Here is a 23,990-nt window from a genome sequence, read left to right as displayed (position 1 = left end):
GCGCAGGTGAACGGTGGTGCGTCTCAGCGTTCGCGCAGCAACGCGACGATGGCGTCCTGCCCGAGGCGTTCGGCATTCTGCAGCGCGGTGCGCCCGTCCGCGTCGCGGATGTCCGGGTCGGCGCCCGCGTCGAGCAGGGCAGTGACGGTCTCCTGGTAGCGCTGGGACCCGTCGCCGTAGACGATCGCCTCCTGCAGCGCCGTCCACCGCGGCGTGTTGATGTGGTTGACGTCGACCCCGGCGGCGATCAGCATCCGCACGGTGCTCACATGCCCGTGCTCACTGGCGGGGATGAGCGCGGTGCCGCCGTAGCGGTTCACGCTGCGCAGGTCGGCGCCGTGCGCGAGGGTGGCGGCGAGGATGTCGTCGATGCCCTCGGCGCCCGCGTAGAGGTACGCCGAGTCCTGCAGGTCGTCCTTGGCGTTCACGTCGGCGCCCGCGTCGATCAGCGCGAGCGCGGCCGCGCTCGCGCGGTTCTTGGTGGCCTCGACCAGCGGGGTGCGGCCGTCGTCGTGGCGCGATTCCGGGTCGGCGCCGCGTGCGATCAGGTCACGCACGCGGTTCGCGTCGTCGTCCTCGGCGGCGTCGAACAGGTCGTCGTCGAGGCTGTGGTCGAGCTGACGGGTGGTCAGCGGGGCCTGCGTGGTCGTGCCCGCGGGCGCTACGGCCGAGGTCGAGGTCGCCGCCGCGGGCGGCTCCGGGTCGGCGGAGCAGGCACCGACGCCCACCGCGAGCACAGCGAGGGCGAGCACACTCGCGCGGGCGCCACGGACTGTCGATCGAGCGGGATTCATGTTTTCTCCTCTGGTCAGCTCGCCTCCACCGTGCCCACCAGCGGCGATCGCGTCCAGGACGCAGCGCCGATCATCTCGATCGACGCTGTCTATGGCAGCCGTGGTGACCGTCGCGTGAACAGCGGGCGAACCATCGAGGCCGTCGTATTGCCTTGCGCGCCAGCGCATATCCAGACTGGGTGCGGTACGCCCGCGCGACCGCCTCGCCCCGCCCGGCCGCGCACGAGACGAATGACACGCGATGCCGTTTCTGCTGATCTCCGGAGTTTTCGTCGCCGAGGGCGCCCAGCCCGACGGTGACTCGGTGCGCTTCCGGCCCGACGACCCGACCGAATGGGACCGTGTGCCCGGCCCCCATCGCGTCAAGCGCAATGCCGCCGGCGCCGCTCAGCTGCGGCTGGACGGCATCGACTCCCTCGAGACGCACTACACGCCCCGGCACGGCACCCGCACCCACCAGCCGCTGTCCCTGGCCCACGCGGCCGCGGCGGAGCTGCTCGCCTGGCTGGGCTTCACCGGCGTGGTGCGCAACGAGGCGGAGACCGTGACAGCCACCGACCAGGACACCGTCCCCGGCTTCGTCCTCACGCGCGGCGCCGATCTGCACGGCCGCTGCGTCGCCTTCGCCGGTCGTGGGGCCGCGCCGCAGGAATCCGGCAGCGAGATGTTCGTCGACGTCGCTCTGCTGCGGCTCACCCTCAACCACCACCAGCTGGCGACCGGACTGGCCTATCCGACGTTCTACCGCAGCCTGTTCCCCACCTTGCGCGCGGAGTTCGCCGCGGTCTCGGCGGCCGCCGCCACCGCGCCGACCCCGCTCGGGGTGTGGGCGTCCGACGTGACGACCACCGGCGCGGCGGTGACCTCCCCGACCTCGCTCACCGACGATCTGGTGCTGCTGCCCAAGCTCTTCCGCCGCCTGGCCGACTATCTCGAGCTCGGCGACGGCGATCTCTCCCTGGCCGGGTTCCCCGCCTTCCTCGCCCAGGCCGCCGACCGCTTCTTCATCCTGTCCACCGGACACTCCACCACCGGCCTGGACACGATCACCGTCGTCGAGGGCGACACCGTGCGCCTGACCCATCCGCCCGCGGATCTGGTCTTCGACGAGAAATGACCTGTTGCCCCGGCGGGGTGAGGGGTAATCCTGAGGTATGACTGCTCACGAGGACCAGCAACTCGACGAGGTCATCGAACGGCTGACCATCCGTTACCCCACGATCGCCCCCGCCGAGATCGCCGACATCGTCCAGCACGCCTACGACCATTTCGCGAAGGTGCACGTCCGGGACTTCGTGCCGTTGCTCGTGGAACACCATGTGCGCGAGGAACTCGGCACGCCGACCGGCGGGATACCACCCATCCCCGACTGAGCGGGCGGGCGCGGCGCTAGCGTGGGAGGAGATCATCCCGACCCGAGGAGTACCGCATGCCCGAGACCGTACGCGCCGTCATCGCCCGAGCGCAGGACGCGCCGGTCGAGACCGTCGACATCGTCATCCCCGATCCGGGACCGCACGATGTGGTCGTCCGCGTCCAGGCCTGCGGCGTCTGCCACACCGACCTGCACTACCGCGAGGGCGGGATCAACGACCAGTTCCCGTTCCTGCTCGGCCACGAGGCCGCGGGCGTGGTGGAGACCGTCGGATCCGCGGTCACCCACGTGGCCGAGGGTGATGTGGTGGTGCTGAACTGGCGCGCGATCTGCGGGGAGTGCCGGGCCTGTCGCCGCGGCCGACCCTGGTACTGCTTCGACACCCACAACGCGAGCGTCCCGATGACGCTCACCGACGGCACCCCGCTCACCCCGGCGCTGGGCATCGGCGCCTTCGCCGACAAGACCCTCGTGCACGAGAAGCAGTGCACCAAGGTCGATCCCGAGACCGATCCCGCGGTCGCCGGCCTGCTCGGCTGCGGCGTGATGGCGGGCATCGGCGCCGCGATGAACACCGGCGCCGTCTCGCGCGGTGACAGCGTCGCGGTGATCGGCTGCGGCGGTGTCGGCGACGCGGCCGTGGCCGGGGCCCGGCTCGCCGGCGCGGGCACCATCATCGCGATCGATCGCGATCCGCAGAAGCTGGAGTGGGCCACCGAGTTCGGCGCCACCCACACCATCGACGCGAGCACCGAGGACGTCGTGGAGCGGATCAAGGAGCTCACCGACGGCTGGGGCGCCGACGTGGTGATCGACGCGGTCGGCAGGCCGGAGACCTGGAAGCAGGCGTTCTACGGCCGCGACCTGGCGGGCACCGTGGTGCTCGTCGGCGTGCCGACTCCGGACATGACCCTGGACATGCCGCTGATCGACCTGTTCTCGCACGGCGGCGCGCTCAAGTCGTCCTGGTACGGCGACTGCCTGCCCGAACGCGACTTCCCGATGCTCGTCGACCTCTACCGGCAGGGCAGGCTGCCGCTGGACCGCTTCGTCACCGAGCGCATCGGCCTCGACGACGTCGAGGCCGCGTTCGCGGCCATGGGCGCGGGCAAGGTGCTGCGCTCGGTGGTGGTCCGGTGACCGCCCGCGTCGAGAAGGTCGTGACCTCGGGCGTTTTCGCGCTCGACGGCGGCACGTGGGAGGTCGACAACAATGTGTGGCTGATCGGGGACGACGAGGAGGTCCTCGTCGTCGACGCGGCGCACGACGCCGAGGCCATCGCGGCCGCGGTCGGCTCCCGGCACGTCACCGCGATCCTGTGCACGCACGGCCACAACGACCACGTCACCGTCGCCCCCGAGCTGGCCGCCCGCCTGGACGCGCCGGTGCTGCTCCATCCGGGTGACGAGCCGCTGTGGCGGATGACCCACCCGGATGCCGCGTATCGCTCCCTGGCCGACACGAAGCGGATCACGGTGGCGGGCACCGACATCGACATCCTGCACACCCCGGGCCACTCCCCCGGCTCGGTCTCCCTGCACCTGCCGGAGCTGGCGGCCCTGTTCACCGGGGACACCCTGTTCGCCGGCGGCCCCGGCGCCACCGGACGTTCGTTCTCCGACTTCGACACCATCATCGATTCCATCCGCGACCGGCTGCTCACCCTGCCGGAGCAGACCACGGTCCACACCGGCCACGGCGACACGACCACCATCGGCGCCGAGAAGCCGGCACTGGCGGACTGGATCGCCCGCGGTCACTGAGCGGGACGACGTGCGGGGGTGCGCCGGGTGGGCGCACCGCCGTCGCGTCACGCGTCGGCCGCGCGACCGAGGCCGGGGACGAATCTTCCTGTCGTGGCGCGATAGTCGCGATAGTCCGCACCGTGGACCCTGGACAGGTAGGGCTCTTCGACGACGCGTACCTGGAGTTCGATCGTCGTCACGAGCAGCGCGAACGCGAGCAGCGCGCATGCCTGGCCCCATCCGGACTGGATCGCCGCCGTTATGACGCCCGATATCGGTTAGGCATCCCTCCGATTGCCGGCATCAACAGTGACGAGCACGATCACCAGGGCGAAGGCCACCAGGGCGGTCCCGGTGCGGAACAGGTGGAACTGATCCCAGCGAGCAAGGATCGACGCGTAGTCCGGCGGTGCCCCGTCGACGGCCCAGCGGTTGATCTGATGGTTGATCGGCACATTGCCCAGCCGGGTGATCGCGAACGAGGCGACGATCAACGCCGTCGCCACTCCGGCGAGCCATCGGGCGCGCCCGGCCGCGAACACGGCGACGACCAGGCAACTCAGGGCGGCCGCGGCCATGGTGGCCTGCATGCTGATGCTGTTGTTGCGCATGAGTTCGGTATGGAATTCCAGGCGCATCTGCAGCGGCACGCGATGGAACGTCGGGACGAGATTGGCGGCGCCGTAGCCGAAGGCACCGGCGAGCAGGCCGGTGGCGCACAGGGCGAGCGGGCGGGCCAGCGTGGACAGGGACTTCACAGCACTCCAGCCGTAGAATTCTTACAGACATGTAAAGGTTAAGTTCGGCCGATAAATTTGACAAGGGTGTAAGACTTTGACCGGACCACGGGAACCGAAGCGGCGCGCGGACGCAGCCCGCAGCCGAGCCGCCGTCCTCGACGCCGCCACCCGGCTGCTGGCAACCCACCCCGACGCGGGGATGGCGGCCATCGCCGCCGAGGCAGGCGTGACGCGGCAAACCGTCTACGCGCACTTCACTTCTCGCGACGAGCTGGTCGACGCCGTGATCACCCGGACGACCGAGCGGGCGGCGGCGGCGATGCGCGAGGCCGACCTGGACAGCGGGCCCGCGCGCGATGCCCTGCTGCGCATGCTCGCGGTGGGTTGGCGGTTCTTCCGCGTCGCCCCGCTGGCCCACCACGTCGGTGCGTTCGCCCGGCAGCGGGACGAGGACCGGCAGTTGCCCGTCAACGACCGGTTGTTGCGGCTCGTCCGGCGTGGCCAGCGGGCGGGCGAGTTCGACGGCACCCTGAGCGCGCCCTGGCTGGTCGCCGCGATCGTCGCGGTCAGCCACGCAGCGGGCGACGAGGTCAGGTCCGGCCGGATGGAGCAACCGGAGGCGGAGAAGGCGCTCCGGGAGAGCGTGCTGCGGCTGGTCGGCGGCAGCGTAAACATTCCGTAAGGCGGTTCGGCGACAGTGGCATCACACCGGCGACAACGCGAAGGGATGCCCATCATGCGCAAGTTCAAGCTCCAGGTCCAGACCACCATCGACGGCTTCATGGCAGGCCCGAACGGGGAGATGGACTGGCTGACGTTCGACTGGAGCGACGACCTCGCTGCCCACATCGGCGCGCTCACCGAGCCGGTCGACACCATCGTGCTGGGGCGCAAGCTCGCCGAGGGCTTCATCCCGCACTGGGCGGCGGGGCCCGAGCACGAGCCGCAGGAGGCGATCGACACCATGAACAAGACGCCGAAGGTGGTCATCTCGCGCACGCTCACCGAATCCCCTTGGGACAACACCGTTGTCGCCGCCGACGCGGCCGCCGCCCTTCGCGAGCTCAAGGCGAAGCCGGGTGGCGACATCATCGCCTACGGCGGCGGGGAACTGGTCGCGAGCCTGATCGCCGACGGCCTGTTCGACGAGCTGAACCTGTTCGTCAACCCGACCGCGATCGGCGCCGGGCTGCCGGTCTTCGCGGCGACCGGAGCCGATCAGCGGTTCGCGCTCGCGTCGGCGACGCGGTTCGAGTGCGGAATCGTCGGCCTGCGTTACGTTCCCGCCGCGTCCTGACGGTACGGGATAGCAGCTGTTCGGGCCTGCGCTCAGACGGCGGCCACGGTCGACGCCCTCACGGAGTCGAGGACATCGCCGCGGCGTCGATGAGGCGGCGTGCCTCGGCCGCGGTCAGGCCGAGACCGGCAGCGTGGGCGGCGGTGAACGCGTCTGCGCCCATTTCCGCGCGGACCCGATCGGTGGCGCGGTCGATGTCGGGCCGTTCGGCGGGCAGCAGGGGCATCCCGGTGTCGGCGCGCAGTGCTTCGGCGGCGCCGAGCAGCCGTGCGGCGGTGTCGAATTCGCCGAGCGCGGCGGTAGCGGCCGCAGCGCCGCCGAGCGCGAACGCGGCGTCGCGGGGCGCGTCGATACGCTGCGAGCCGTCGAATGCGCGTAGATGCTCGGCCAGACCGGCCGCCGGTTCGCCGCGCAGTTCCAGCAGGTAGCCGAGTTCGACCTGCAGCATCGGCACGAACAACGGGGTTTCGGTGTCGTCGGCGGCGTCGGCGAGCAGTGCCCGCAGCAGCCGCTCGGCCTCCTCGGGCCGACCGCCGCGGCGGGCCGTGAACGCCAACACGATCGAGGCGAACAGCCGCCCGGCGCCGTCGCCCTGTTCGGCGGCGAGCACCATCGCCTGCTCGGCCAGGTCGCGGGCTTCGCCGAACTCGGTGTGCTGCATGGCGATCCAGCCCAGCCAGCACAGGTGCGCGGACACCTGCCCCCACAGCTCGAGCTCCTTCGCCAGTACCAGTGCCTCGCGGTGGATCTCGGCGGCGCCGGCCAGATCGCCGGTGAGTTCGGCCAGGCCGCCGAGCCACTCGGCGGCCTGCAGGCGTCCCCAGCGGTCGCCGAGTTCGGCGAAGAGCCGGGCGGCCTCGGTGGCGTGGCGGGCGAGGGCGTCCACATCGGCCCGGCTGTGCGCCGACTTGGCCAGTGCCACCTGGATGGTCGCGATCGTCCACCGGTCACCGAACTGTTCGGCGTCGGCCAGCAGGGCGCGCACGGAGGTTTCCAGATCCTGGTTGGCGCCCGCCTCGAGCGCCGACACCAGCAGGACGACCTCCGCCCTGACCCGCTCGATCGGATCGTCGACGGCCGCCAATCCGGCTGTCACCTCGGTGCGTCGCGCGGTGACGTCGGCGAAGTCTCCCTGCCGGAACGCGGCGGCGAGCTCCCACGCCGCGACGGGTGCGCGACGGCGGGCGGTGCCGCCCAGCGCCAGCGCCGCGGCGAACCGCCGGCGGGCCGATTGCAGTCTGCCGCGCAACAGCCAGTACCAGGCAAGCGCGTCGGCCAGCCGCAGCGCGCCCTCGGCGTCACCGAGCGCGAGGTAACCATCAAGGGCAGCTTGCAGATTCGCGTCCTCGGCGTCGAGGGCGGCGAGCCACCGTCGCTGATCTGCGCCGTACAGTTCCGGCGCGGCCCGCTCGGCCAGTGCGAGGTAGTAGGCGTGCTGCGCGCGACGGACGGCCGCTTCCTCACCGGTCTCGGCGAGGCGGTCCAGGCTGAACGCGGCGACGGATTCGAGCAGGTGGTAGCGGCGGCCGGCCTGGCACACCAGCGAGCGGTCGACCAGCCGCGCGATCACATCGACCACCAGCGCCGGATCGATCGACTCCGCGTCGGATGCGGGAGCGGCGCAGACGGATTCGGCCGCCGCCAAGGTGCAGCCACCGGCGTGGACCGCGAGCCTGCGCAGGACCAGTCGTTCGTCGCCGTCCAGCAGTCCCCAGCTCCAGTCGATCATGGCCGCGAGCGTCTGCTGGCGCGGTGGCGCGCCGCGATGCCCGGTGGCGAGCAGCCGGAACCGGTCGTCGAGCCGGGCCACCATCTCGTGCACGCCGAGCGCGCGCACCCGGGTGGCGGCCAGTTCCAGCGCCAGCGGAATGCCGTCGAGCCGACGGCACAGGGTGGCGACGGCGTCGGCGTTGCCCGCGTCGAGGGTGAACTCGCGCGCCCCGGCCCTGGCTCGGGTCACGAAGAGCCGCACCGCGTCCGACTCGGCGACCGCGGCCGGGTCGCTGCCCGGCGCGGGAAGGGCCAGCGGCTCGATCGCAACCACGTGCTCCCCCGCCAGGCGTAGCTGTTCGCGGCTGGTCGCGAGCACGCGCAGGCCGGGCGCCGCGCCAAGCAGGGCTGCCACCAGATCGGCCACGTGCTCGATGATGTGCTCGCAGTTGTCGACGACCAGCAGCAACTCCTGCTCGCTCAGGGCGTCCTCGAGCGCCTCGACGGGGTCGGCGCCCTCCCCCGGGCGCACGCCGACGGCCCGGGCGACCGCGTCGGCGACCCGGTCCGCGTCGGTGGTCTCGGGGGCCAGCGGCGCGAGTTCGACGAGCCAGGTGCCGTGCGGAAAGGTCAGGCCCGCCGCGGTCGCGGTGGCGAGCCCGGTCTTGCCGACTCCGCCCGGCCCGATCAGCGAGACCAGGCGGGACTCCCCGACCGCGGCGGTCAGTGCCGCGAGATCGGCGGCCCGGCCGATCAATTCGGTCCGCTCGGCGCGGATGTTGGTGGCCCGCCTGCGCACCACGGCGGCCGGACGCGCGATCACCAGGCCGGGGTCCTGGCCGAGGATCGAGCGGTGCAGGTCGACCAGTTCCGGGCTGGGATCGAGGCCGAGCTCGTCGGCGAGCTGCCTGCGCAGGTCCTCGTAGCTGTCGAGCGCGTCGGCCTGGCGGCCCGCGCCGTAGAGCGCGCGCAGCTGGGCGGCGCGCAGCCGCTCCCGCAGCGGATGCGCGGCGACGAAGGGCGCGAGTTCGCCTGCGGCGGTGCCGTATTCGCCGAGGGACAGCCGTGTCTCCGCCAATTCCTCCACCGCGACGAGGCGCAGTTCGTCGAGCTGGGCGATGCCGGATCGGGTGAACTCCGCGTCGCGGAAGTCGTCGAAGGCCGGTCCGCGCCACAGGCCGAGTGCCTCGGTGAGCGTCGCGATCCGCGCGCCCGGGTCGGTGCCGGTGCGCGCCTCGGCCAGCAGGGCACGGAAGCGCAGGGCGTCGACCTCGGTGCTCGCGAGGCGGTAGCCGGGCGGCGGGGAGACCACCAGGTCCCGGCTGCCGGGTTCGGCGTCGTCGAGCGCGCGGCGCAGCTGCGAGGCCTTGGCCGCGAGGGTGCCCGCCGGGTTGCCGGGCGGGTCCTCGCCCCAGATGTCGTCGACGAGCCGGTCGGCCGACACCGGCTGACCGGCCGCGAGCAGCAGGTCGGCTAGCAGGGCCCGCACCTTGGTGCCCGGGATCGGGACGACGGCGCCACCGTCGGTCCACACCGTCAACGGACCGAGCACTCCGAAACGCATATCCGCACCCTAACCGCTGCCGGTCGCACCGGAATCGGACCGTAAACAAACCGGAAGGACCCGCGCGCACTGTTGTCTCGACGCACTCGACACCAGGAGAACACCATGAAGCGCACCGCACTCGCCCTCGCCGCCGGCCTCACCGCCGCCGCACTGCTGTCCGCCTGCGGCGGCCGGACCGTCGACACCGTGGAGCCCGGCGCGTACGCCGAGGTGAACGGTCTGCGCATGTACTACGAGCGGTACGGCGTCGCCACCGAGCAGCCGCCGCTGGTGCTGCTGCACGGCGCGCTGTCCGGGATCGGGACCGACTTCGGCGAGCTGATCCCGGAACTGTCGAAGACCCGCGAGGTGATCGCGATCGAGCAGCAGGCGCACGGGCGCACCGCCGACATCGACCGGCCGCTGCGGACCCCGCAGATGGCCGACGACACCGTCGCCCTGCTCGGTCAGCTGGGTCTGGGCGAGGTCGACCTCCTCGGCTACAGCATGGGCGCAGGGGTGGCCCTCGACATCACGCTGCGTCATCCCGAGCTGGTCCGCAAGCAGATCCTGCTCTCCGGCGGCCTCGGCGCCGACGCGATGCATCCCGGGCTGATGGAGGGGATGGGCGAGCTGAAGCCCGAGCACCTGCACGGTTCGACCTTCCACACGGACTATCTGAAGAACGCCCCGCGCCCTGCGGACTTCCCGCAACTGGTCGCCCGGGTTCTGGACCACGACCTGAACGGGATGCCCTCGGTGTCGCCGGAGGCCGCGCGCACCGTGACAGCGCCGACGCTCACCATCATCGGCGACTCCGACATCGTCCGGCCCGAGCACTCCGTGGAGATGTTCCGTCTCTTCGGCGGCGGCGTCATGGGTGACACGCCCGCAGGCCTGCCGAACGCGCAGCTGGCGATTCTGCCCGGTACCTCGCACATCACCGCGCCGCATCGTCCCGAACTGCTGTTGCCGATGATCCCGGCCTTCCTCGACGCGCCCGTGAAGGACGCGCGATGAGCGACGTGCTGCGGGTGGCGCTGATCCTCGGCTCCACCCGCTCCGGCCGCTTCGGGCCGCTGGTCGCCGACTGGTTCGCCGGACGCTGCGCCCGCCGTCCCGACCTCACGGTCGACCGGATCGACCTGGCCACCGCCGCGCTTCCCGACCAGCTGCCCGACCTCGACGAGCCGCGCCCGGAACCGGTGCGCGCGCTGGGTTCCCGGCTCGCGGGCGCCGACGCCTTCGTCGTCGTGACGCCCGAGTACAACCGCAGTTTCCCCGCCGCCGTGAAGAACGCCATCGACTGGTTCGACAGCGAGTGGGCCGCCAAGCCGGTCTCGGTCGTCACCTACTGCCGCGATGCCGAGGGCGGGCACGGCGCGGCTCAGCTGCGGCAGGTGTTCGGCGAGCTCAACGCCGTCCCGATCCGCCGCACCGTCACCGTCTCACGGGCCTGGCAGCGCTTCACCGTCGACGGCTCCTGGCCCCGCCGCGACCCCGACCTGCACGACGCCGTCGAAGCCACCCTCGACCAGCTCACCTGGTGGGCCTGCGCCCTGCGAACCGCCCGCGCCGCAACGCCTTTCGTGCCGTGAACGACGAGCCCGGTACCGGTCAGGCGTATTCGGGGCAGAACTGGGTCTCCGCGGCGGCGACCAGGTAGGCCGCGTCGTCGATCGAGTAGCCCTTCTCCGCGAGGGCGGTGACCATCTCGACCTCGGACACGCCCGCCGCGCGTTCGTCGCAGACCGCGGTCGCCAGGTCCAGGGCGGCCTGCCGGGACGAGTAGTAGATGCCCTGCTCGTCCAGTGTCGCGATGTACACCTGCTCCGCCAGCTTGCGGTCGACCGTCGCGTTCGGTGTCGAGGTGGTCGGGCGCGGGGCGCTCGTGCGCGGAGGCTTCGTCGATGACGGCACGCCCGGACTGCCGCTCGGCGGGGCGACCTCGGTGCTCGGGCGCTGCTCGGCGCCGTCCGCGGCGACGAGCACCGCGGCGGTGCAGCTGCCGAACACCAGGAACAGGACGCCGAAGACCGCGAGCAACACCCACAGCGTCGTGTTGTTCCGGCGCGGCGGGTGCGGCGGGTACGGACCGAGGGGATATTGCGGCTGGCTCACGGAACTCCTTGGGTGCGAAGTGAACAGCGTGACAAGATCGCCATTCCTCGCGGCCGTGTTATCAGCCGGGCCTCGCGGATACCCGTGCGGTCAGCGCACCTTCTTCGCGTCGCGGATCGAGGCCGCCAGCCGTTCGAGCAACGGCGCGGTGGCGGCGTGGGAGAAGCGGAAGATCGGCGACCACGGGGCGACCTGACCGGCGGCCACCGCGGGGAGATTGCGCCAGACCGGGCGGTCGGCGAGCGCGTTCGGCCGCAAGCTGGAGTCGCGATCGTCGAGCAGGATCAGATCGGCCGGATAACGGTCGGCCATCTCCCAGCTCAGGGATTGGAAATAGCCGCCGGGGTCCACCTGATCGGGGACGACGACATCCACACCGAGCTCGGTGAAATAGCTCAGATCGGCGGACGCGCGGGGGTCGGACGCGTAGAACAGCTCGGGACCGGCGGAGGCCGCGAGCACGCGCACGCCGGGGTTCGCGGCCGCGGCGTCGCGCACCGCCTGGGACGCGGCGGCGAAGCGCTGCTCGGCGGCCGCGACCGCCGGGGACGCGGTGTCGCCGCCGAGCGCCTCGGCCAGCGCCCGGTACCGCCCGATGATGTCGGGCAGGCGGTGACCGGCGATCTCCACGGCGACCACGTTCGGGTTCGCCGACTCGATCTTGGCCAGGTTGTCGTCGGGGACGTACCAGAGCCGCCCCGGCACATAGGAATCGGTGACGAGCAGGTCGGGTTCGAGGGTCGCGTATTTCTCGATGTCGAACTGGCCCCAGGCGTCGCCGATCACCGTCACCGCGTTCGGATCGAGATCGCCCAGCAGCTCCGCCGACCGCGCCTCGCCGAAGATGCCCGTGATGCGTTCGCGCACCCCGTAGTCGACCAGCGCGCCCGCGGACCCGGTGAACGCCACGACCCGGGCCGGCGTCTGCCCGGCCCGGATGGTGCCACCGCGCCCGTCGGGAAACTCCCAGCTCCCCGCGCCGTCGGCCGCCTCGTCGGCACCACCCGCGCAGGCCGCCAGCGCCGCACCCAACCCGACCGCCCCGGCCACCGCGAAGAAGCGGCGGCGGCTGAGGGCACTGCCCTGTCGATCTTCGTTCGCGATGACGACCCTCCTCGATACGGCTACCGTTCCGCGAACCCTAGGACATCGAGTAAGGCAAGGCAACCCTTAGGGCGTCTGGCTGCCGATCGATCCGGCCAGGAACGGCCACGAGGTCTTCAGATCGTCCTCCCAGTAGCCCCAGGAGTGCGTGCCGACCGGACGCTCGTCGACGGTGACCGGGATGTCCAAGTCGTGTAGACGGCCGGCGAGGTTGAGGGTGCAGTAGCGCACGGCCGCCTCGATCGGGCCGCCGAAGGCGATCTGGATCGGGAGCGGGATCTTGCCGTCCCGCACGCGCGGGTCCGCGGGGGTGTCGTGCGGTGCGGCGGGAAGTCCGGTGCCGGTACTCAGATAGACGCCGGTCCCCCGCAGCTTCTCCGCGTTGATCAGCGGGTCGTTCGCTCGCCAGTGTGGACTGTCGCGCGGCCCCCACATGTTCTCGATGCTCTGTCCCCCGCCCCAGTTCTCGACGGTGATCCGCACGAACTCCTGGCCGAGGGGATCCGAGGTCTGCGCGCAACCACTGTAGGAGGCCACCGCCTTCCAGAAACCGGGCTTGGCGATCGCCAGATTCAGCACGGAAGTGCCGCTCATCGAGACACCCGCGACGGCGCGGTCGCCGTTCGCGTTCAGGTAGCCCTCGACCACGGGCGGCAGTTCTTCGTTCAGGAACGTCTGCCACTTGTTGCGACCGAGCACCGCGTCGTCGCGCAGCCAATCGGTGTAGTACGAACTCGCGCCGCCGACGGGGGTGACGACATTGACATCCTTGCCGCGCAGGAACTGGTGGACATCGGTCTGCGCGTCCCACCCGCTCCCGTTCGGTCCGCCCTGCGACCCGTTGAGCAGATACAACGTCGGCCGCGCGCCGGCGGAGTCCGCCGCGCGGAGCACCTGCACCGTGATCGGCCTGCCCATCGAGGGTGAGAAGACCGCGATGTCCTCGCGCCGATCGCCGATCGAGGCGACCGACACGATGCGCGCGGGTTCCGGCTCGGCGTGTGCCGCCGCGGCCGGAATCACCACGCAGGCCGTGACTATCGCGCTCACCACCGTCAGCGACCGTATTCTCGCGCCGCCGGTTCGTCGCTGTGTTCGCACTGTCAGGGAATCCTCTCGTCGAGCGGTGGGAGCGGGGGCCGGACACCGAGCGGTTGCGGCCGCACGGCGGCGGGTTTCGGTCGATCCGGTGGGGACGGCCAGTCGGGGCGGATGCCCAGGATCGCGCTCACGCCGCGGATGGCGGACAGCACGGCGCGCACGTCGTCGAAGCCGTGGCCGAAGGCTTCGGTGCGGTCGGCGATGCGGAACGGGCACAGGCAGGTGTGGGTGCGGTTCGGATCGCGGCGGGGGCGTCCGAGAACGACCACCACCGGACCATGCGCCGTCTCGACAGCGCGGGCGCCCAGCGGCGGTCCGAACTCGCGAGCGTTCGGCACGCGCGCACCCGAGTCGCCATCGGGTCGGCGGGCCATCGGCGGTTCCCGGCGGCCGTCCTCGCCCCGTTGCGCGAGGCCGAAAAGGACTGCGGGACTGTCGACATCGACCAGCGCCGCGTACAGGGCGGCCAAGCGGTCCGGGCCGCGCACGCGGCGGGTCCGCGTGCCGTCCACCCGGTAGGTGCACTGCCAGCCCCGGGTGGCCGCGTCCTGTTCCGGTTCGGAGATCTCGATACCGAACTCACGCTCGCCGTCGCGGACGGTGCTCGCGACAATGATCTCGCCCATGCGGTACTCCCTTCCGTTCGTGTGCGCCGACCTCGCGTCAGCGCACTGTCACCACCCGGTTGTGCCAGCCCGTGGCGCCGTCGGGGAACGGCGTCGTCCTGGTGTCGGTCTGCACCGTCCCGGTGCCGTCGATCGCGCGCACGCGCAGCGTGTGGGTGCCGGGCGAGGCGTCCCAGGACCACGTCCACTGCCGCCAGGTGTCCTGGGAGTACGCGGCGGCGAGGGTGGCCTGCTGCCACGGGCCGTCGTCGACCCGCACCTCGACCGCCGCGATTCCCCGCCCCTGCGCCCAGGCGACTCCGGCCACCGTCACCGGGCCAGGCGCGAGCGTCGCGAACGCCGCGGGGACGTCGATCCGCGACGCGGTCTTGATGGGCGCCCTTGCGGCCCAGCCACGTTCGGTCCAATACGCACGAGCACGGTCGAAACGGGTGAGCTCCAGGTCGACCACCCACTTGGTGGCCGAGACATAGCCGTACAGGCCGGGCACGATCAGCCGGGCCGGATAGCCGTGCGCGACCGGCAGCGGGGCGCCGTTCATTCCCACGGCCAGCAGGGCGTCCGGATTGCCGAGAATCGCGTCCAGCGGTGTGCCCGCGGTGAATCCGTCGACACTGCGCGAGAGGACCATGTCGGCGCCCGGCTCGGGTTCCGCCTCCGCCAGCAGGTCCGCGAGGCGGTAACCGGTCCACACGGCCGTGCCGGCCAGATCACCGCCGACCTCGTTCGACACGCACGTCAACGTGATCAGTGACTCGACGGCGCGACGAGCGGTCAGCGCGTCGAAGTCCAGCACGATCTCGCGCCGCACCATGCCGTGGATGCGCAGCCGCCACCGCGCCCGGGTCAGCGCGGGCAGCTGCAGGGCCGTGTCGATGCGGTAGAAATCCGCCGCCGGTGTGACCATGCGGGTCAGTCCGGGCAGCCCGAGATCCATTTCGGGCAGCACGGGCGCGGCGGTTTCGGCCACCCGGGGCAGCACGAAAGCCGCACGGTCGGCGGCGATGTCGCGCAGTCTGGTCCCGATGAACCTGCCTGCCGCTCCCGCCGTCGCGGCACCGGCTGCCACCGCGGCGACCGCGAACAGGAAGCCGCGGCGCGTCGGCCCGTCACCGCGCCGGTGTGCGGCCGGCGCGGTCACCAGCAGGCAGAACGCTGCGGTTCCCACCGCGGTTCCCACCAGGGCCGGAACCGCGAAGAGCGGGCCCGCGCCGGGCCGCAGCAGCGCCAGACCCGCCACCGCGACGCCGAGCGCCCCGAGCACGCCCGCGGCGAGCCACGGGGCACGCCGCGCGAGGAGTCCGATCAGCACCGCCGCCCCCACCATGACCACCGCCATCGTGATCGCCAGCGCCAGTTTGTCGTTGGTGCCGAACCAGCGGATGGCGCTGTCCTTCAGCCACTTCGGCGTCCGGTCGACGACCGTGGCGCCGAGGACGAAGAACGGGGACGCGTTCGGATCGACGAACGCCGCGACGAGGTGGCCGACGCCGAGGATCGCCGCGGCGGCCGCCGTCGCGGCCACCGCGGCCGCGGTGCGGCTCAGCGCACGTAGTCTGCGAACCATGCTGTCACTCCTGGGGTTTCGAGTGCCGGCACGGCCCGCCGACGGCGGGTCAGCCGACGGTCATGCTGACGATCGGTGGTGAGGTCGGCCCCGGCGACCCGCCTGCGGGTTCCACTGTCACCGCGAGGGTGTCGGCGGGATCGACGGCGGTGACCACGGAGGCTTCATCGGTCATGACGGCCACCGACTTCGGCGCGTTTCCTGTCGGGATGCGCCACAGCTGATACGCCCGGTCGGCGGGCAGCGGCGGCATGTCCTGGAAGGACACCGCCGCGGCGCCCAGCGCCGCGGACTGCGACACCGTCATCGCCCCGCCACCGTCGATCGGGACCGACGATTCGCGACTGTCGGGCTCGTCGAGCACCTGCTGCGCGGTGATCGCGCCGGACCCGCCGTCGGGCCGGTCCACCACCACCGCGAGCCAGGAACCCGCGCCGACCGCCACGATCAACGCGGCCGCGGCCAGCAGCCACCGCAACGGCCACTGACCTCCGGTTCGGTCCCGCCGGGTGAGCGGGCGTACCTGCGGGTCGAGCTGGTCGAGGGCACGCATCAACGCGGCCTCGAGCCGGGCCGGGGGCTGCACGGCGTCGGTGACGGTCATCGCCGCCGTGGTCTCCTGGATACGGCGGACAGCGGCACGGAACTCCGCAGCCGTGTCGGGGCCCGCGGCGTCGAGCCACTCGTCGACCGCGCGGCGCTGGTCGTCATCGAGCGCGTCGAGCGCGTATGGATAGGCTTCGTCGAGCCATGGTCGCGGTGTCCGCCGCTCTGTCTCGCTCATCGGGCGGCACCTCCGGTCAGGCAGTTCTCCAGGCGCTTCAACCCGTCCCTGATCCGGCTCTTCACCGTCGGCAACGGCACCGCCAAGGTCTCGGACACCTCGGCGTAGGTGCGCCCGCTGTAGTAGGCCAACGCCACCGCTTGGCGTTGGAGCTCGGTCATGGTGTCGAGGCAGTCCAGCACGGACTGCTCGTCGAGCCGCTGGCCGACCTCCTCGGCCACGATGTCGTGATCGCGGCCGAGGTGGGCGTGGCCGAACACCAGGTCACGGTTGGTGGCGGACTGCTCGGCCCGCACCCGGTCGACCGCGCGGCGGTGGGTGAGCATCATCAACCAGCCGATCGGGCTGGCCTTGCTCGCGTCGTACTCCCCCGCCAGCGACCACACCTGCAGGAAGACTTCCTGCGCGATGTCCTCGGCGGCGCCGTGGTTGCGCACCACCCGTAACGCGAGCCCGAAGACCCGCGGGCTCGTCGCCCGGTAGAACTCGGCGAACGCGCGACGGTCACCGGCGGCCACCTCGTCCAGCAAGGTGATGAGCCGGGCCTGGACGGCGTGGTCGGGCTTGGCCACGGCGGGGCACGCGGGCGCGGGATCGCTCACCGACCGCAGCCGGATCGGTACGGCGCGCTGCCCGTTCGTCATCGTGTGGTACCTGCTCGCATCAGCATGAGAGGGACTTCGGCCAGCGCCACGGTTCGGATGGGCGCCGTCGGCAACTTTCTTCGCTGTCGCCATCATCCTCTCTCGCCCGAGCGCCGGAGCGGTCATGCGGCAGGCGGCATGAGCACGCTGTCGATCATGTACACGGTGGCGTTCGCGGTCTGGACTCCACCGCAGACGACCTTCGCGTCGCCGACGGCGAGCGTGTCACCGGAGCCGGTCACCGTCACCTCGGCGCCTTCGACCGTCTTGTGCTTGCCCGCGATCGACGGGGGCTCGATCCGGCCCGGCACCACGTGGTAGGTCAGGATCTTGGTGAGGGTGGCCGAGTCGGTCTTCAGCGAGTCGATCGTGGCCGGGTCGATCTTCGCGAACGCGGAGTCCACGGGCGCGAACACGGTGAACTGGCCGCCGTTGAGCGTGTCGACCAGGTTGACCTGGGGGTTGAGCTTGCCCGACACCGCGGACACCAGGGTGGTGAGCATCGGATTGTTGGACGCGGCGACGGCCACCGGGTCCTGTGCCATTCCGTTCACCGAGCCGGGGCCGCTGGGGACCTGGGCGGCGTAGTCGGCGCAACCGGGACCGACGAGGCCGGCGGCCGCGGATGCCGTCGTGGTGCCCATCGCGGAGGTCGTCGGCATGGCCGAGGTCGACGCCGAGGTGGTGGTGTCGTCATCGGAACAGGCCGTGGCGCCGAGCACGGCTCCGAGCACAGCGGTCGCGGCGAGGGTGGTGCGAAGGGTTCGCATGGTCGTTCCGTCACTTCCGTCGAGCGGCGAAGAGGCCGCATTGGTTTGGATGCCACGGAGTTCGGCCAGCCCATCGGTCCGGATGGCCCGCCCGCCCGAAAAATCTCGGGCGGGCGGTGCGACCTCGCGTTCCTCAGCCGATCGGCGCGGGGAGCAGACCCGCGGCGATGAACCCTGCCACGTAGCGATCGAGGACGGTCCCGTCGATGCGCGGGCACCGCACGCCGAGCTCGGCGAGGACGGCCCGGGTGGCGGTGTCGTCGACGAGCAGTGCGTCGCCACCGCCGTTCAGATAGTTCTCGGCGATCAGGGCCGCGCGCATCAGATCGGCGTGCTCGGAGAGCCGGCCGCTCAGCCGGTCGGCGGCGACCTCCACCGACACGGTCTCGATCGGGAACCCCCTGCGGCGCAGGGTGTTCAGGATGTCACCGACGCCGGTCGGCGCGCTGTTGACGAGGTGATGCACCTCGCCGCGCGCCGGCCGCTGCGTGGCCAGCGCCACCAGGGCGCGCGCGACATAGTCCACCGGGGCCAAGGTGACCTCGGCGCCCTCGATGTCGGGCGCCACCCCCAGGTGCGCCGCCGAGCGGATGAGCGTCCAGAACGCGTCGTCGGTGCTGATGGCGCCGCTGCCGATCGCGCCGGCGACCAGTCCGGGCCGGTGGATGGTGACCGGCAGCCCGCGTTCGGCCGCCGCCACCACGAGTTCCTCGGCCACCCACTTGGTGGCCAGGTATCCGTTGCGCGGCACCTGGTCCACGGTGATGCGGCTGTCCTCGGTGACGACGCCGGTGTGCCCGGTCGCGACCGCGGCCGACACCGTGGAGACGTAGTGCACGGTCTTCACCGTGGTGTCCACCGCCAGCCGCAGGATCTCCGCGGTGCCCGCGATATTGGCGGCGCGCAACGTCGCGTACGACTCGAGATGGTTGACGCGGGCACCGTTGTGGTAGATCACCTCGACGCGCTCGGCCAGCTCCGCCCACTCGGCGTCGCCGAGACCGAACCGCGGCGCGGCCAGATCGGCGGGCACCGGGACGACGCGCGCGAGCCCGTCGGTGGCGAGCCCGTACCGCTCGAGGGTCGCGCGGAGCCTGCTGCGCACGCCATCGGCGTCCTCGGCGCGGACCAGGCACCAGATCCGCGCGCCGGTGCGGTCGAGCAATTCGCGCAAGAGATGGATGCCCACGAATCCGGTCGCGCCGGTCAGCAGCACCTCGCGGGCGTCGAGCGGCGCGGGCGCGAACCGCTCCGGCGGCACGATCTCGGGATCGAGGCGGGCATCGGCGGTCAGGGTCGCGAGCCAGTGCGCGTCGGACGCCGCGATCGATTCCGCCGAGACCGCCGCCGTCACCGCGCGGGGTGTCGGCGATTCGAACAGCGTGCGCGGATCGGCGTCGATGCCGAGCTGGGCGCGCAGTTCGGCGCGCAGGGTGAACACCAGCAGGGAGGTGCCGCCGAGGGTGAAGAAGTTCTCGTCGACCCCGATCGAGTCGCGTTCGAGCACGTCGGCGAAGACCCGGGCGACCGCGAGCTCGCGCACGGTGGGCGGTTCCGCGGGTGCCACGGACGCCTCGACGGTGGGCGCAGTCTCCCCCGCGGTCCGGTCCGGCGTCCCGTGTCCGGCGGCGAGGCCGTCCCACAGCTGCGCGATCGTGGCGTCGGGCCGGGTGAGGATCTCGGCGAGGAGACGCTCGAACCGCGCCGCGAAGCCCCGGACCGTGGCCGGGTCGTACAGGTCGGTGGCGAAGTGGAAGCTGCCCGCCAGCCCGTCGCTGCCCGAGTGCGCGCGCAAGGTCAGCGAGAGGTCGAAATGGGTGGTGCCGGTGGGGGTTTCGAGCATGTCCACCGACGCCTGGCCCAGCCGCAGCGGTGGCGGCTCGGGGAGGTTCTCGTAGGAGAACACCGCGTCGAACAGCGGATGCCTGGTGTCGTCGCGGGGCGGGTTCACGGCCTCCACGATGTGGTCGAAGGGCACGTCGGCGTTGTCGAGGGCCGCCAGGGTCACCTCGCGCGCCCGCGACAGCACGGCGGTGAAGCGCGCGTCGGGGTCCATGGTCAGGCGCAGCGGCAGGGTGTTGACGAACATGCCGACCAGCGGGTCGAGCGCGGGATGCCCCCGCCCGGCCACGGGGGTTCCGACGGTGACATCGGTCGCGCCTGCGAGGTGGCCGAGCAGGACGGCGAAGGCGCTGTAGCCGACCATGAAGGGGGTCGCCTCGTGCTGCCTGGCCAGGTCGGCCAGTCCCGCCGCGGTCCGCGCGCCGAGCGCGAAGTCCACCGTCGCGCCGGCCCCGCCGCCGGGTCGTCCGGCGCCGGGCGCGCGCACCCGATCGGTGGGCAGCGGCGGCCGCTCGGGCCCGCCGTCGAGCGCGCGCATCCACTGGGCGAGCTGGCGCGCGGCCAGCGACCGCGAGTCGCCGCGGTCGCCGAGCCGCCGGTGCTGCCACAGGGTGTAGTCCGCGTATTGCAGGGACAGCGGGTCCCAGCGGGGCGGCATACCGGCGGCCCTGGCGGCGTAGGCCGTGGTCAGGTCGGCGACGAGCGGTCCGTAGGACCAGCCGTCGGCGGCGATGTGGTGCGCGACCAGCGCGAGGACGTGCTCCTCGGCGGCCAGCCGCCACAGCGCCGTGCGGATGGGCAGGTCGGTGGTCACGTCGAACGGTGCGGCGATCATGCTCGCGAGTTCGGCGCCCAGCTCCGTCGCGGTGACCGGTCGCGCGAGGAGCGGCGCGTGCGCGTCGGCGGGCAGCACGCGCACCCGCGGTCCGGTGCTGCTGTCGGGATACACGGTGCGCAGCACCTCGTGCCTGTCCACCACGTCGCGAGCGGCGGCGGCCAGCGCGGCCGCGTCCAGCGGTCCGCGCAGGCGCAGGACGAGCGGCAGATGGTAGGCCGCGGACTCGCGGTAGAGCTGGTTCAGCAGCCACATCCGCAGCTGCGCGGGGGCGGGCGCGAGGACCTCGGGTCGTGGCGCCGGTACCGGCGCGGGCATTTCGGCCCGGGCCGGGTCGTCGAGCCGGAGTGCCAGCGCCGCCACCGTCGGCGCGTCGAAGACCGCGCGGACACCGACGCCGAGCCGGGCCGCGAGCGCGGTCGCGGTGAGCGAGGTGCCGCCCAGTTCGAAGAAGTCCTCCTCGGCGCCGGGCGCGTCGATCCCGAGGACCTCGGCGACGGCGCCCGCGACGGTCCGCTCCGCCGCCGTCGTGGCGGCGCGGGAACCGTTGTGGGCGAACACCGGTGGCGGCAGGCGTCGGCTGTCGAGTTTGCCGTTGGGCGTCAGCGGCAACGAATCGAGCACCATGTAGGCGCTCGGCCGCAGATAGGGCGGCAGGTTCTCGGCGATCCGCGCGCGCACGGCGCTCACCTCGAGCGGCCCCTCGGGCACCAGGTACGCCACCAGATGGGTGCCGCGCGCGTCCTCGTGCGCGGTGACGGCCGCGCGGGCGACCCCGGGCAGGCCCGTGAGCGCGGTCTCGATCTCCCCCGGCTCGATGCGGTGCCCGCGCACCTTGATCTGGAAATCGCTGCGGCCGTGGTAGATCAGCTCGGGCCGATCGCCCGGCGTGATGGTGACGAGGTCACCGGTGCGGTATACCCGGCCACCGGGCGGGCCGAACGGGTCGGCGACGAAACGTGCCGCCGTGAGCGCGTGCTTGCCGTGATAGCCGCGGGCGAGCGCGGGCCCACCGATGTACAGCTCACCGATGACCCCGGGCGGCACCGGCCGCAGCCGGGCGTCCAGCACCAGCGCGTGGAACCCGCGCAGCGGCGCGCCGATGGTGACCGCGCGCTCGGGCTCGAGCTCGGCGATGGTGGCGATGTCGGTGGCCTCGGTCGGCCCGTAGCCGTTGCGCATCAACCTGGTTCGCGACCATGCGGCGACCAGGTCGGGGCGGATCGCCTCGCCGCCGACCCCGAGGACGCGCAGGTCGGGCAGCGTCTCGGGATCGAGGGTGGCCAGAACGGCTGGGGTGATGATGGCGTTGGTCAGGCGTTCCCGGCGGATGAGTTCGGCCAGGTCGGGTCCGGCCATCACGAAGCGCGGGGCTACGACGAGGGTGGCCGCTCCCGCGAGGCCGCACAGGATCTCGCCGACCGCCATGTCGAAACCGGGCGAGGCGTGGTGCAGCGTGCGCGCGCCGGGCCGCAGCGCGTAGCGGTCGCGCCGCTCCGCCGCGAGGTTGGCCAGGCCGCCGTGTGTCACCAGCACGCCCTTGGGAACGCCGGTCGAGCCGGAGGTGTAGATCAGGTAGGCGGGGTTCTCGGGGCGGATCGTCGGCCGGGTGCGGGGCGGAGCCGGCACCGTGTCGCCGGGGCCGGGGCCCGCCGGGTCCAGCAGCGTCCACGCCACCGAGTCCAGCACGCTCGCGCGGTGCTCGGCGGTGGTCACCCCGACGCTCGCGCCGCAGTCACCGAGGATGTGCGCGATGCGCTCGGCGGGATAGCCCGCGTCGATCGGCACGAACCCGGCCCCGGTCTTGGTGATGGCCCACACGGCGCCGACCGAGGCGGCCGAGCGCTCCATGACCATGGCGACCAGGGTCTCCGGGCCCGCGCCCGCGGCCCGCAGCGTCTCGGCGATCCGGTCGGTCCACGCGTCGAATTCCCGGTAGGTCCAGCGCTTTCCGTCGTAGGCGACGGCGATGCCGTCCGGGTTCTCGGCGACGGCGGCGGCGATCAGTTCGCTCAGTGTCGCCGGTGCCACCGTCCGCGGCCCGCGCCAGGGCACCAGCGCTTCGTGTTCGGCGTCGCTGAGCACGGGCAGGTCGACGATCGGCACGTCGTCGGCGGCGGTGGCGAAGGCGGTGAGGAAGCCGACGAAGCGGTCGAGATGCGCGGTGACCTCGGCGTCGGTGTACCGATGACGGTTCGCCTCGAACTCGACCCGCAGCCCTGCCCCGCCGACGGGATACACGTTGAGCGCGAGATCTTCGACCGGTCCCGTCGACAGCAGATGGATCGTGCCGCGCGCCTCCCCCAGCACCTGCTCACGGTGGAAGTTCATGATGTTCACCGCGGGCCCGAAACCCAGCGAGCGCGCTTGTCGCCCGCTGTCGCGAAGCATGTCGGCGCCGCGATAACGCTGATGCCGCAGGGCCCCGCTCAGCGCCGCACGGGCGGAGGCCACGGCCGCGCCGACGGTGGCGCCCGAGCAGCACAGCGGCACGATATTGGACGTCATGCCGCCGCATTCACGAAGCGCGGCAACGGTTCTCGCAGTGACCGGCAGACTGAGCGGCACCGGGTCCGCGTCGGTGAGCCTGCCGAGGAACGCGGCGAAGGCCGCCACCAGGACCACGGCGTTGCCGGGCAGACCACCACGGTCGGCCAGCCGCGCGACCAGCGATTCGGGGAGTTCGGCACGTGCGTGGCGCGGGAGCGGATCGGGATCGCCCGGCCGCGCCGCGAGGCTGACCGGCGCCGGCAGTGCGCCGATCCGCTCGCTCCAGTACCGCCGGTCGGTCTCGTACCGGCGCGAGGCCAGGTAGTCGCGTTCGGCGGCGGCCAGCACCGCCGTCGAGTCGGTGGCGACCACGGGCAGCTCGTCCCCGGCCAGCCCGGCCTCGTAGTGCCGTGCCAGCAGCTGCTGCATGCGCAGGGCGCCGTAGCCGTCGAGCGCCACGTGATGGGCGCGCGTGTAGAGCAGGTGATGGGTCGGGCCCAGCCGCAGCACGGTGGTCACGATCGGCGGGTCGACGGCGAGGTCGAACGGCGCGCACTGGTCCGCGCGCATCCAGGCCATCGCGGCGGCGTGCGGGTCCGGGTCGGCGGAGAGGTCCCGGACGACCACCCGGTCCTCGAGACCGTGATCGAGCTGCTGGCCCGGCTCGCCGTCCACGGTGGTGAACCGCACGTAGGCGCCGAGCTCCCGGGCCGCCGCGCGCGCGGCGCGCTGATACAGCGCGAGGTCGAGCGGCCCGCTCAGGTCGACGTACTGCGCGACGGTCAGCGGCACCGGCCCGAGCAGCTGCTGAGCCAGCCACACCTCCCGTTGGGCCGCGGTGAGCGGTCGGCGGGCGTGGCTGGTCTCATCAGGGTGGGTCATGGTGCCTCTGGAGCTGG

General features: G+C 72.3%; 20 protein-coding genes and 1 pseudogene. 8 read left to right on the top strand and 13 right to left on the bottom strand.

What is annotated here, in order from left to right:
* Window positions 1-23 precede the first annotated feature (23 nt).
* The gene (locus DFR69_RS25625; RefSeq protein WP_110040195.1) at window positions 24-794 is read right to left on the bottom strand and encodes an ankyrin repeat domain-containing protein; all 771 of its coding nucleotides are present in this window, start codon (window positions 792-794) and stop codon (window positions 24-26) included.
* Between the two features lie 241 nt (window positions 795-1,035).
* Between DFR69_RS25625 and DFR69_RS25620 the strand changes: the two genes are divergently transcribed.
* The 4 genes from DFR69_RS25620 to DFR69_RS25605 are packed head-to-tail and all read left to right on the top strand — an operon-like array spanning window position 1,036 to window position 3,932.
* Window positions 1,036-1,911, top strand: coding sequence for a nuclease (locus DFR69_RS25620; protein ID WP_110040194.1), 876 nt, complete (start codon window positions 1,036-1,038; stop codon window positions 1,909-1,911).
* Window positions 1,912-1,948: 37 nt separating this feature from the next.
* A complete protein-coding gene (locus DFR69_RS25615) occupies window positions 1,949-2,167 on the top strand; it encodes a three-helix bundle dimerization domain-containing protein (protein WP_110040193.1) in 219 nt (72 codons plus the stop codon).
* Between the two features lie 56 nt (window positions 2,168-2,223).
* Window positions 2,224-3,309: an S-(hydroxymethyl)mycothiol dehydrogenase gene (locus tag DFR69_RS25610; RefSeq protein WP_110040192.1), complete on the top strand. Its 1,086-nt coding sequence runs from the start codon at window positions 2,224-2,226 to the stop codon at window positions 3,307-3,309.
* On the top strand, window positions 3,306-3,932 hold the full coding sequence (locus DFR69_RS25605; protein ID WP_110040191.1) for an MBL fold metallo-hydrolase: 627 nt from the start codon (window positions 3,306-3,308) through the stop codon (window positions 3,930-3,932). The genes DFR69_RS25610 and DFR69_RS25605 overlap by 4 nt, the downstream gene beginning before the upstream one ends.
* Before the next feature lie 47 nt (window positions 3,933-3,979).
* Here DFR69_RS25605 and DFR69_RS25600 read toward each other — a convergent pair.
* Together DFR69_RS25600 and DFR69_RS25595 are read right to left on the bottom strand one after the other, a co-directional pair.
* Window positions 3,980-4,138 (bottom strand): annotated as a pseudogene (locus tag DFR69_RS25600) (isoprenylcysteine carboxylmethyltransferase family protein); the annotation flags it as partial.
* Between the two features lie 54 nt (window positions 4,139-4,192).
* Window positions 4,193-4,672: an anthrone oxygenase family protein gene (locus tag DFR69_RS25595; protein ID WP_244198458.1), complete on the bottom strand. Its 480-nt coding sequence runs from the start codon at window positions 4,670-4,672 to the stop codon at window positions 4,193-4,195.
* Between the two features lie 76 nt (window positions 4,673-4,748).
* Here DFR69_RS25595 and DFR69_RS25590 point away from each other — a divergent pair, with 76 nt between their 5' ends.
* Both DFR69_RS25590 and DFR69_RS25585 read left to right on the top strand, forming a co-directional pair.
* Entirely contained in the window at window positions 4,749-5,336 is a 588-nt protein-coding gene (locus DFR69_RS25590) for a TetR/AcrR family transcriptional regulator (RefSeq protein ID WP_110040190.1), read from the top strand.
* Between the two features lie 54 nt (window positions 5,337-5,390).
* A complete protein-coding gene (locus tag DFR69_RS25585; protein ID WP_110040319.1) occupies window positions 5,391-5,951 on the top strand; it encodes a dihydrofolate reductase family protein in 561 nt (186 codons plus the stop codon).
* Between the two features lie 58 nt (window positions 5,952-6,009).
* Here the strand turns inward: DFR69_RS25585 and DFR69_RS25580 are convergent, their stop codons facing one another.
* Window positions 6,010-9,225, bottom strand: coding sequence for an AfsR/SARP family transcriptional regulator (locus tag DFR69_RS25580; RefSeq protein WP_110040189.1), 3,216 nt, complete (start codon window positions 9,223-9,225; stop codon window positions 6,010-6,012).
* 105 nt (window positions 9,226-9,330) lie between these two features.
* Between DFR69_RS25580 and DFR69_RS25575 the strand changes: the two genes are divergently transcribed.
* Both DFR69_RS25575 and DFR69_RS25570 read left to right on the top strand, forming a co-directional pair.
* Complete coding sequence (locus DFR69_RS25575) at window positions 9,331-10,227, top strand: alpha/beta fold hydrolase (RefSeq protein WP_110040188.1); 897 nt, start codon at window positions 9,331-9,333, stop codon at window positions 10,225-10,227.
* Entirely contained in the window at window positions 10,224-10,805 is a 582-nt protein-coding gene (locus DFR69_RS25570) for an NADPH-dependent FMN reductase (RefSeq protein ID WP_110040187.1), read from the top strand. The genes DFR69_RS25575 and DFR69_RS25570 overlap by 4 nt, the downstream gene beginning before the upstream one ends.
* A gap of 19 nt (window positions 10,806-10,824) precedes the next feature.
* Here the strand turns inward: DFR69_RS25570 and DFR69_RS25565 are convergent, their stop codons facing one another.
* From DFR69_RS25565 to DFR69_RS25525, 9 genes are all read right to left on the bottom strand, one after another.
* Window positions 10,825-11,328, bottom strand: a complete 504-nt coding sequence (locus tag DFR69_RS25565; RefSeq protein WP_167456406.1) for a DUF732 domain-containing protein — start codon at window positions 11,326-11,328, stop codon at window positions 10,825-10,827.
* Window positions 11,329-11,418: 90 nt separating this feature from the next.
* Window positions 11,419-12,378, bottom strand: a complete 960-nt coding sequence (locus tag DFR69_RS25560; protein ID WP_244198457.1) for an ABC transporter substrate-binding protein — start codon at window positions 12,376-12,378, stop codon at window positions 11,419-11,421.
* Between the two features lie 120 nt (window positions 12,379-12,498).
* Complete coding sequence (locus DFR69_RS25555) at window positions 12,499-13,491, bottom strand: alpha/beta hydrolase (protein WP_373867121.1); 993 nt, start codon at window positions 13,489-13,491, stop codon at window positions 12,499-12,501.
* 44 nt (window positions 13,492-13,535) lie between these two features.
* Window positions 13,536-14,159, bottom strand: a complete 624-nt coding sequence (locus DFR69_RS25550) for a DUF6968 family protein (protein WP_110040185.1) — start codon at window positions 14,157-14,159, stop codon at window positions 13,536-13,538.
* A gap of 37 nt (window positions 14,160-14,196) precedes the next feature.
* Window positions 14,197-15,726: a molybdopterin-dependent oxidoreductase gene (locus DFR69_RS25545; RefSeq protein WP_110040184.1), complete on the bottom strand. Its 1,530-nt coding sequence runs from the start codon at window positions 15,724-15,726 to the stop codon at window positions 14,197-14,199.
* A 49-nt stretch (window positions 15,727-15,775) separates the two neighbouring features.
* Complete coding sequence (locus tag DFR69_RS25540; protein ID WP_110040183.1) at window positions 15,776-16,510, bottom strand: anti-sigma factor; 735 nt, start codon at window positions 16,508-16,510, stop codon at window positions 15,776-15,778.
* A complete protein-coding gene (gene sigK, locus DFR69_RS25535) occupies window positions 16,507-17,154 on the bottom strand; it encodes an ECF RNA polymerase sigma factor SigK (protein ID WP_110040182.1) in 648 nt (215 codons plus the stop codon). The genes DFR69_RS25540 and sigK overlap by 4 nt, the downstream gene beginning before the upstream one ends.
* Before the next feature lie 122 nt (window positions 17,155-17,276).
* Entirely contained in the window at window positions 17,277-17,924 is a 648-nt protein-coding gene (locus DFR69_RS25530) for a fasciclin domain-containing protein (RefSeq protein WP_110040181.1), read from the bottom strand.
* A 133-nt stretch (window positions 17,925-18,057) separates the two neighbouring features.
* Window positions 18,058-23,973, bottom strand: coding sequence for a non-ribosomal peptide synthetase (locus DFR69_RS25525; RefSeq protein ID WP_110040180.1), 5,916 nt, complete (start codon window positions 23,971-23,973; stop codon window positions 18,058-18,060).
* Window positions 23,974-23,990 lie beyond the last annotated feature (17 nt).

It is taken from the genome of Nocardia neocaledoniensis (assembly GCF_003182135.1).
Taxonomy (GTDB): domain Bacteria; phylum Actinomycetota; class Actinomycetes; order Mycobacteriales; family Mycobacteriaceae; genus Nocardia; species Nocardia neocaledoniensis.
The sequence above is the reverse complement of the archived record's forward strand: the minus strand, read 5'-3'. Positions and strand labels throughout refer to the sequence as shown.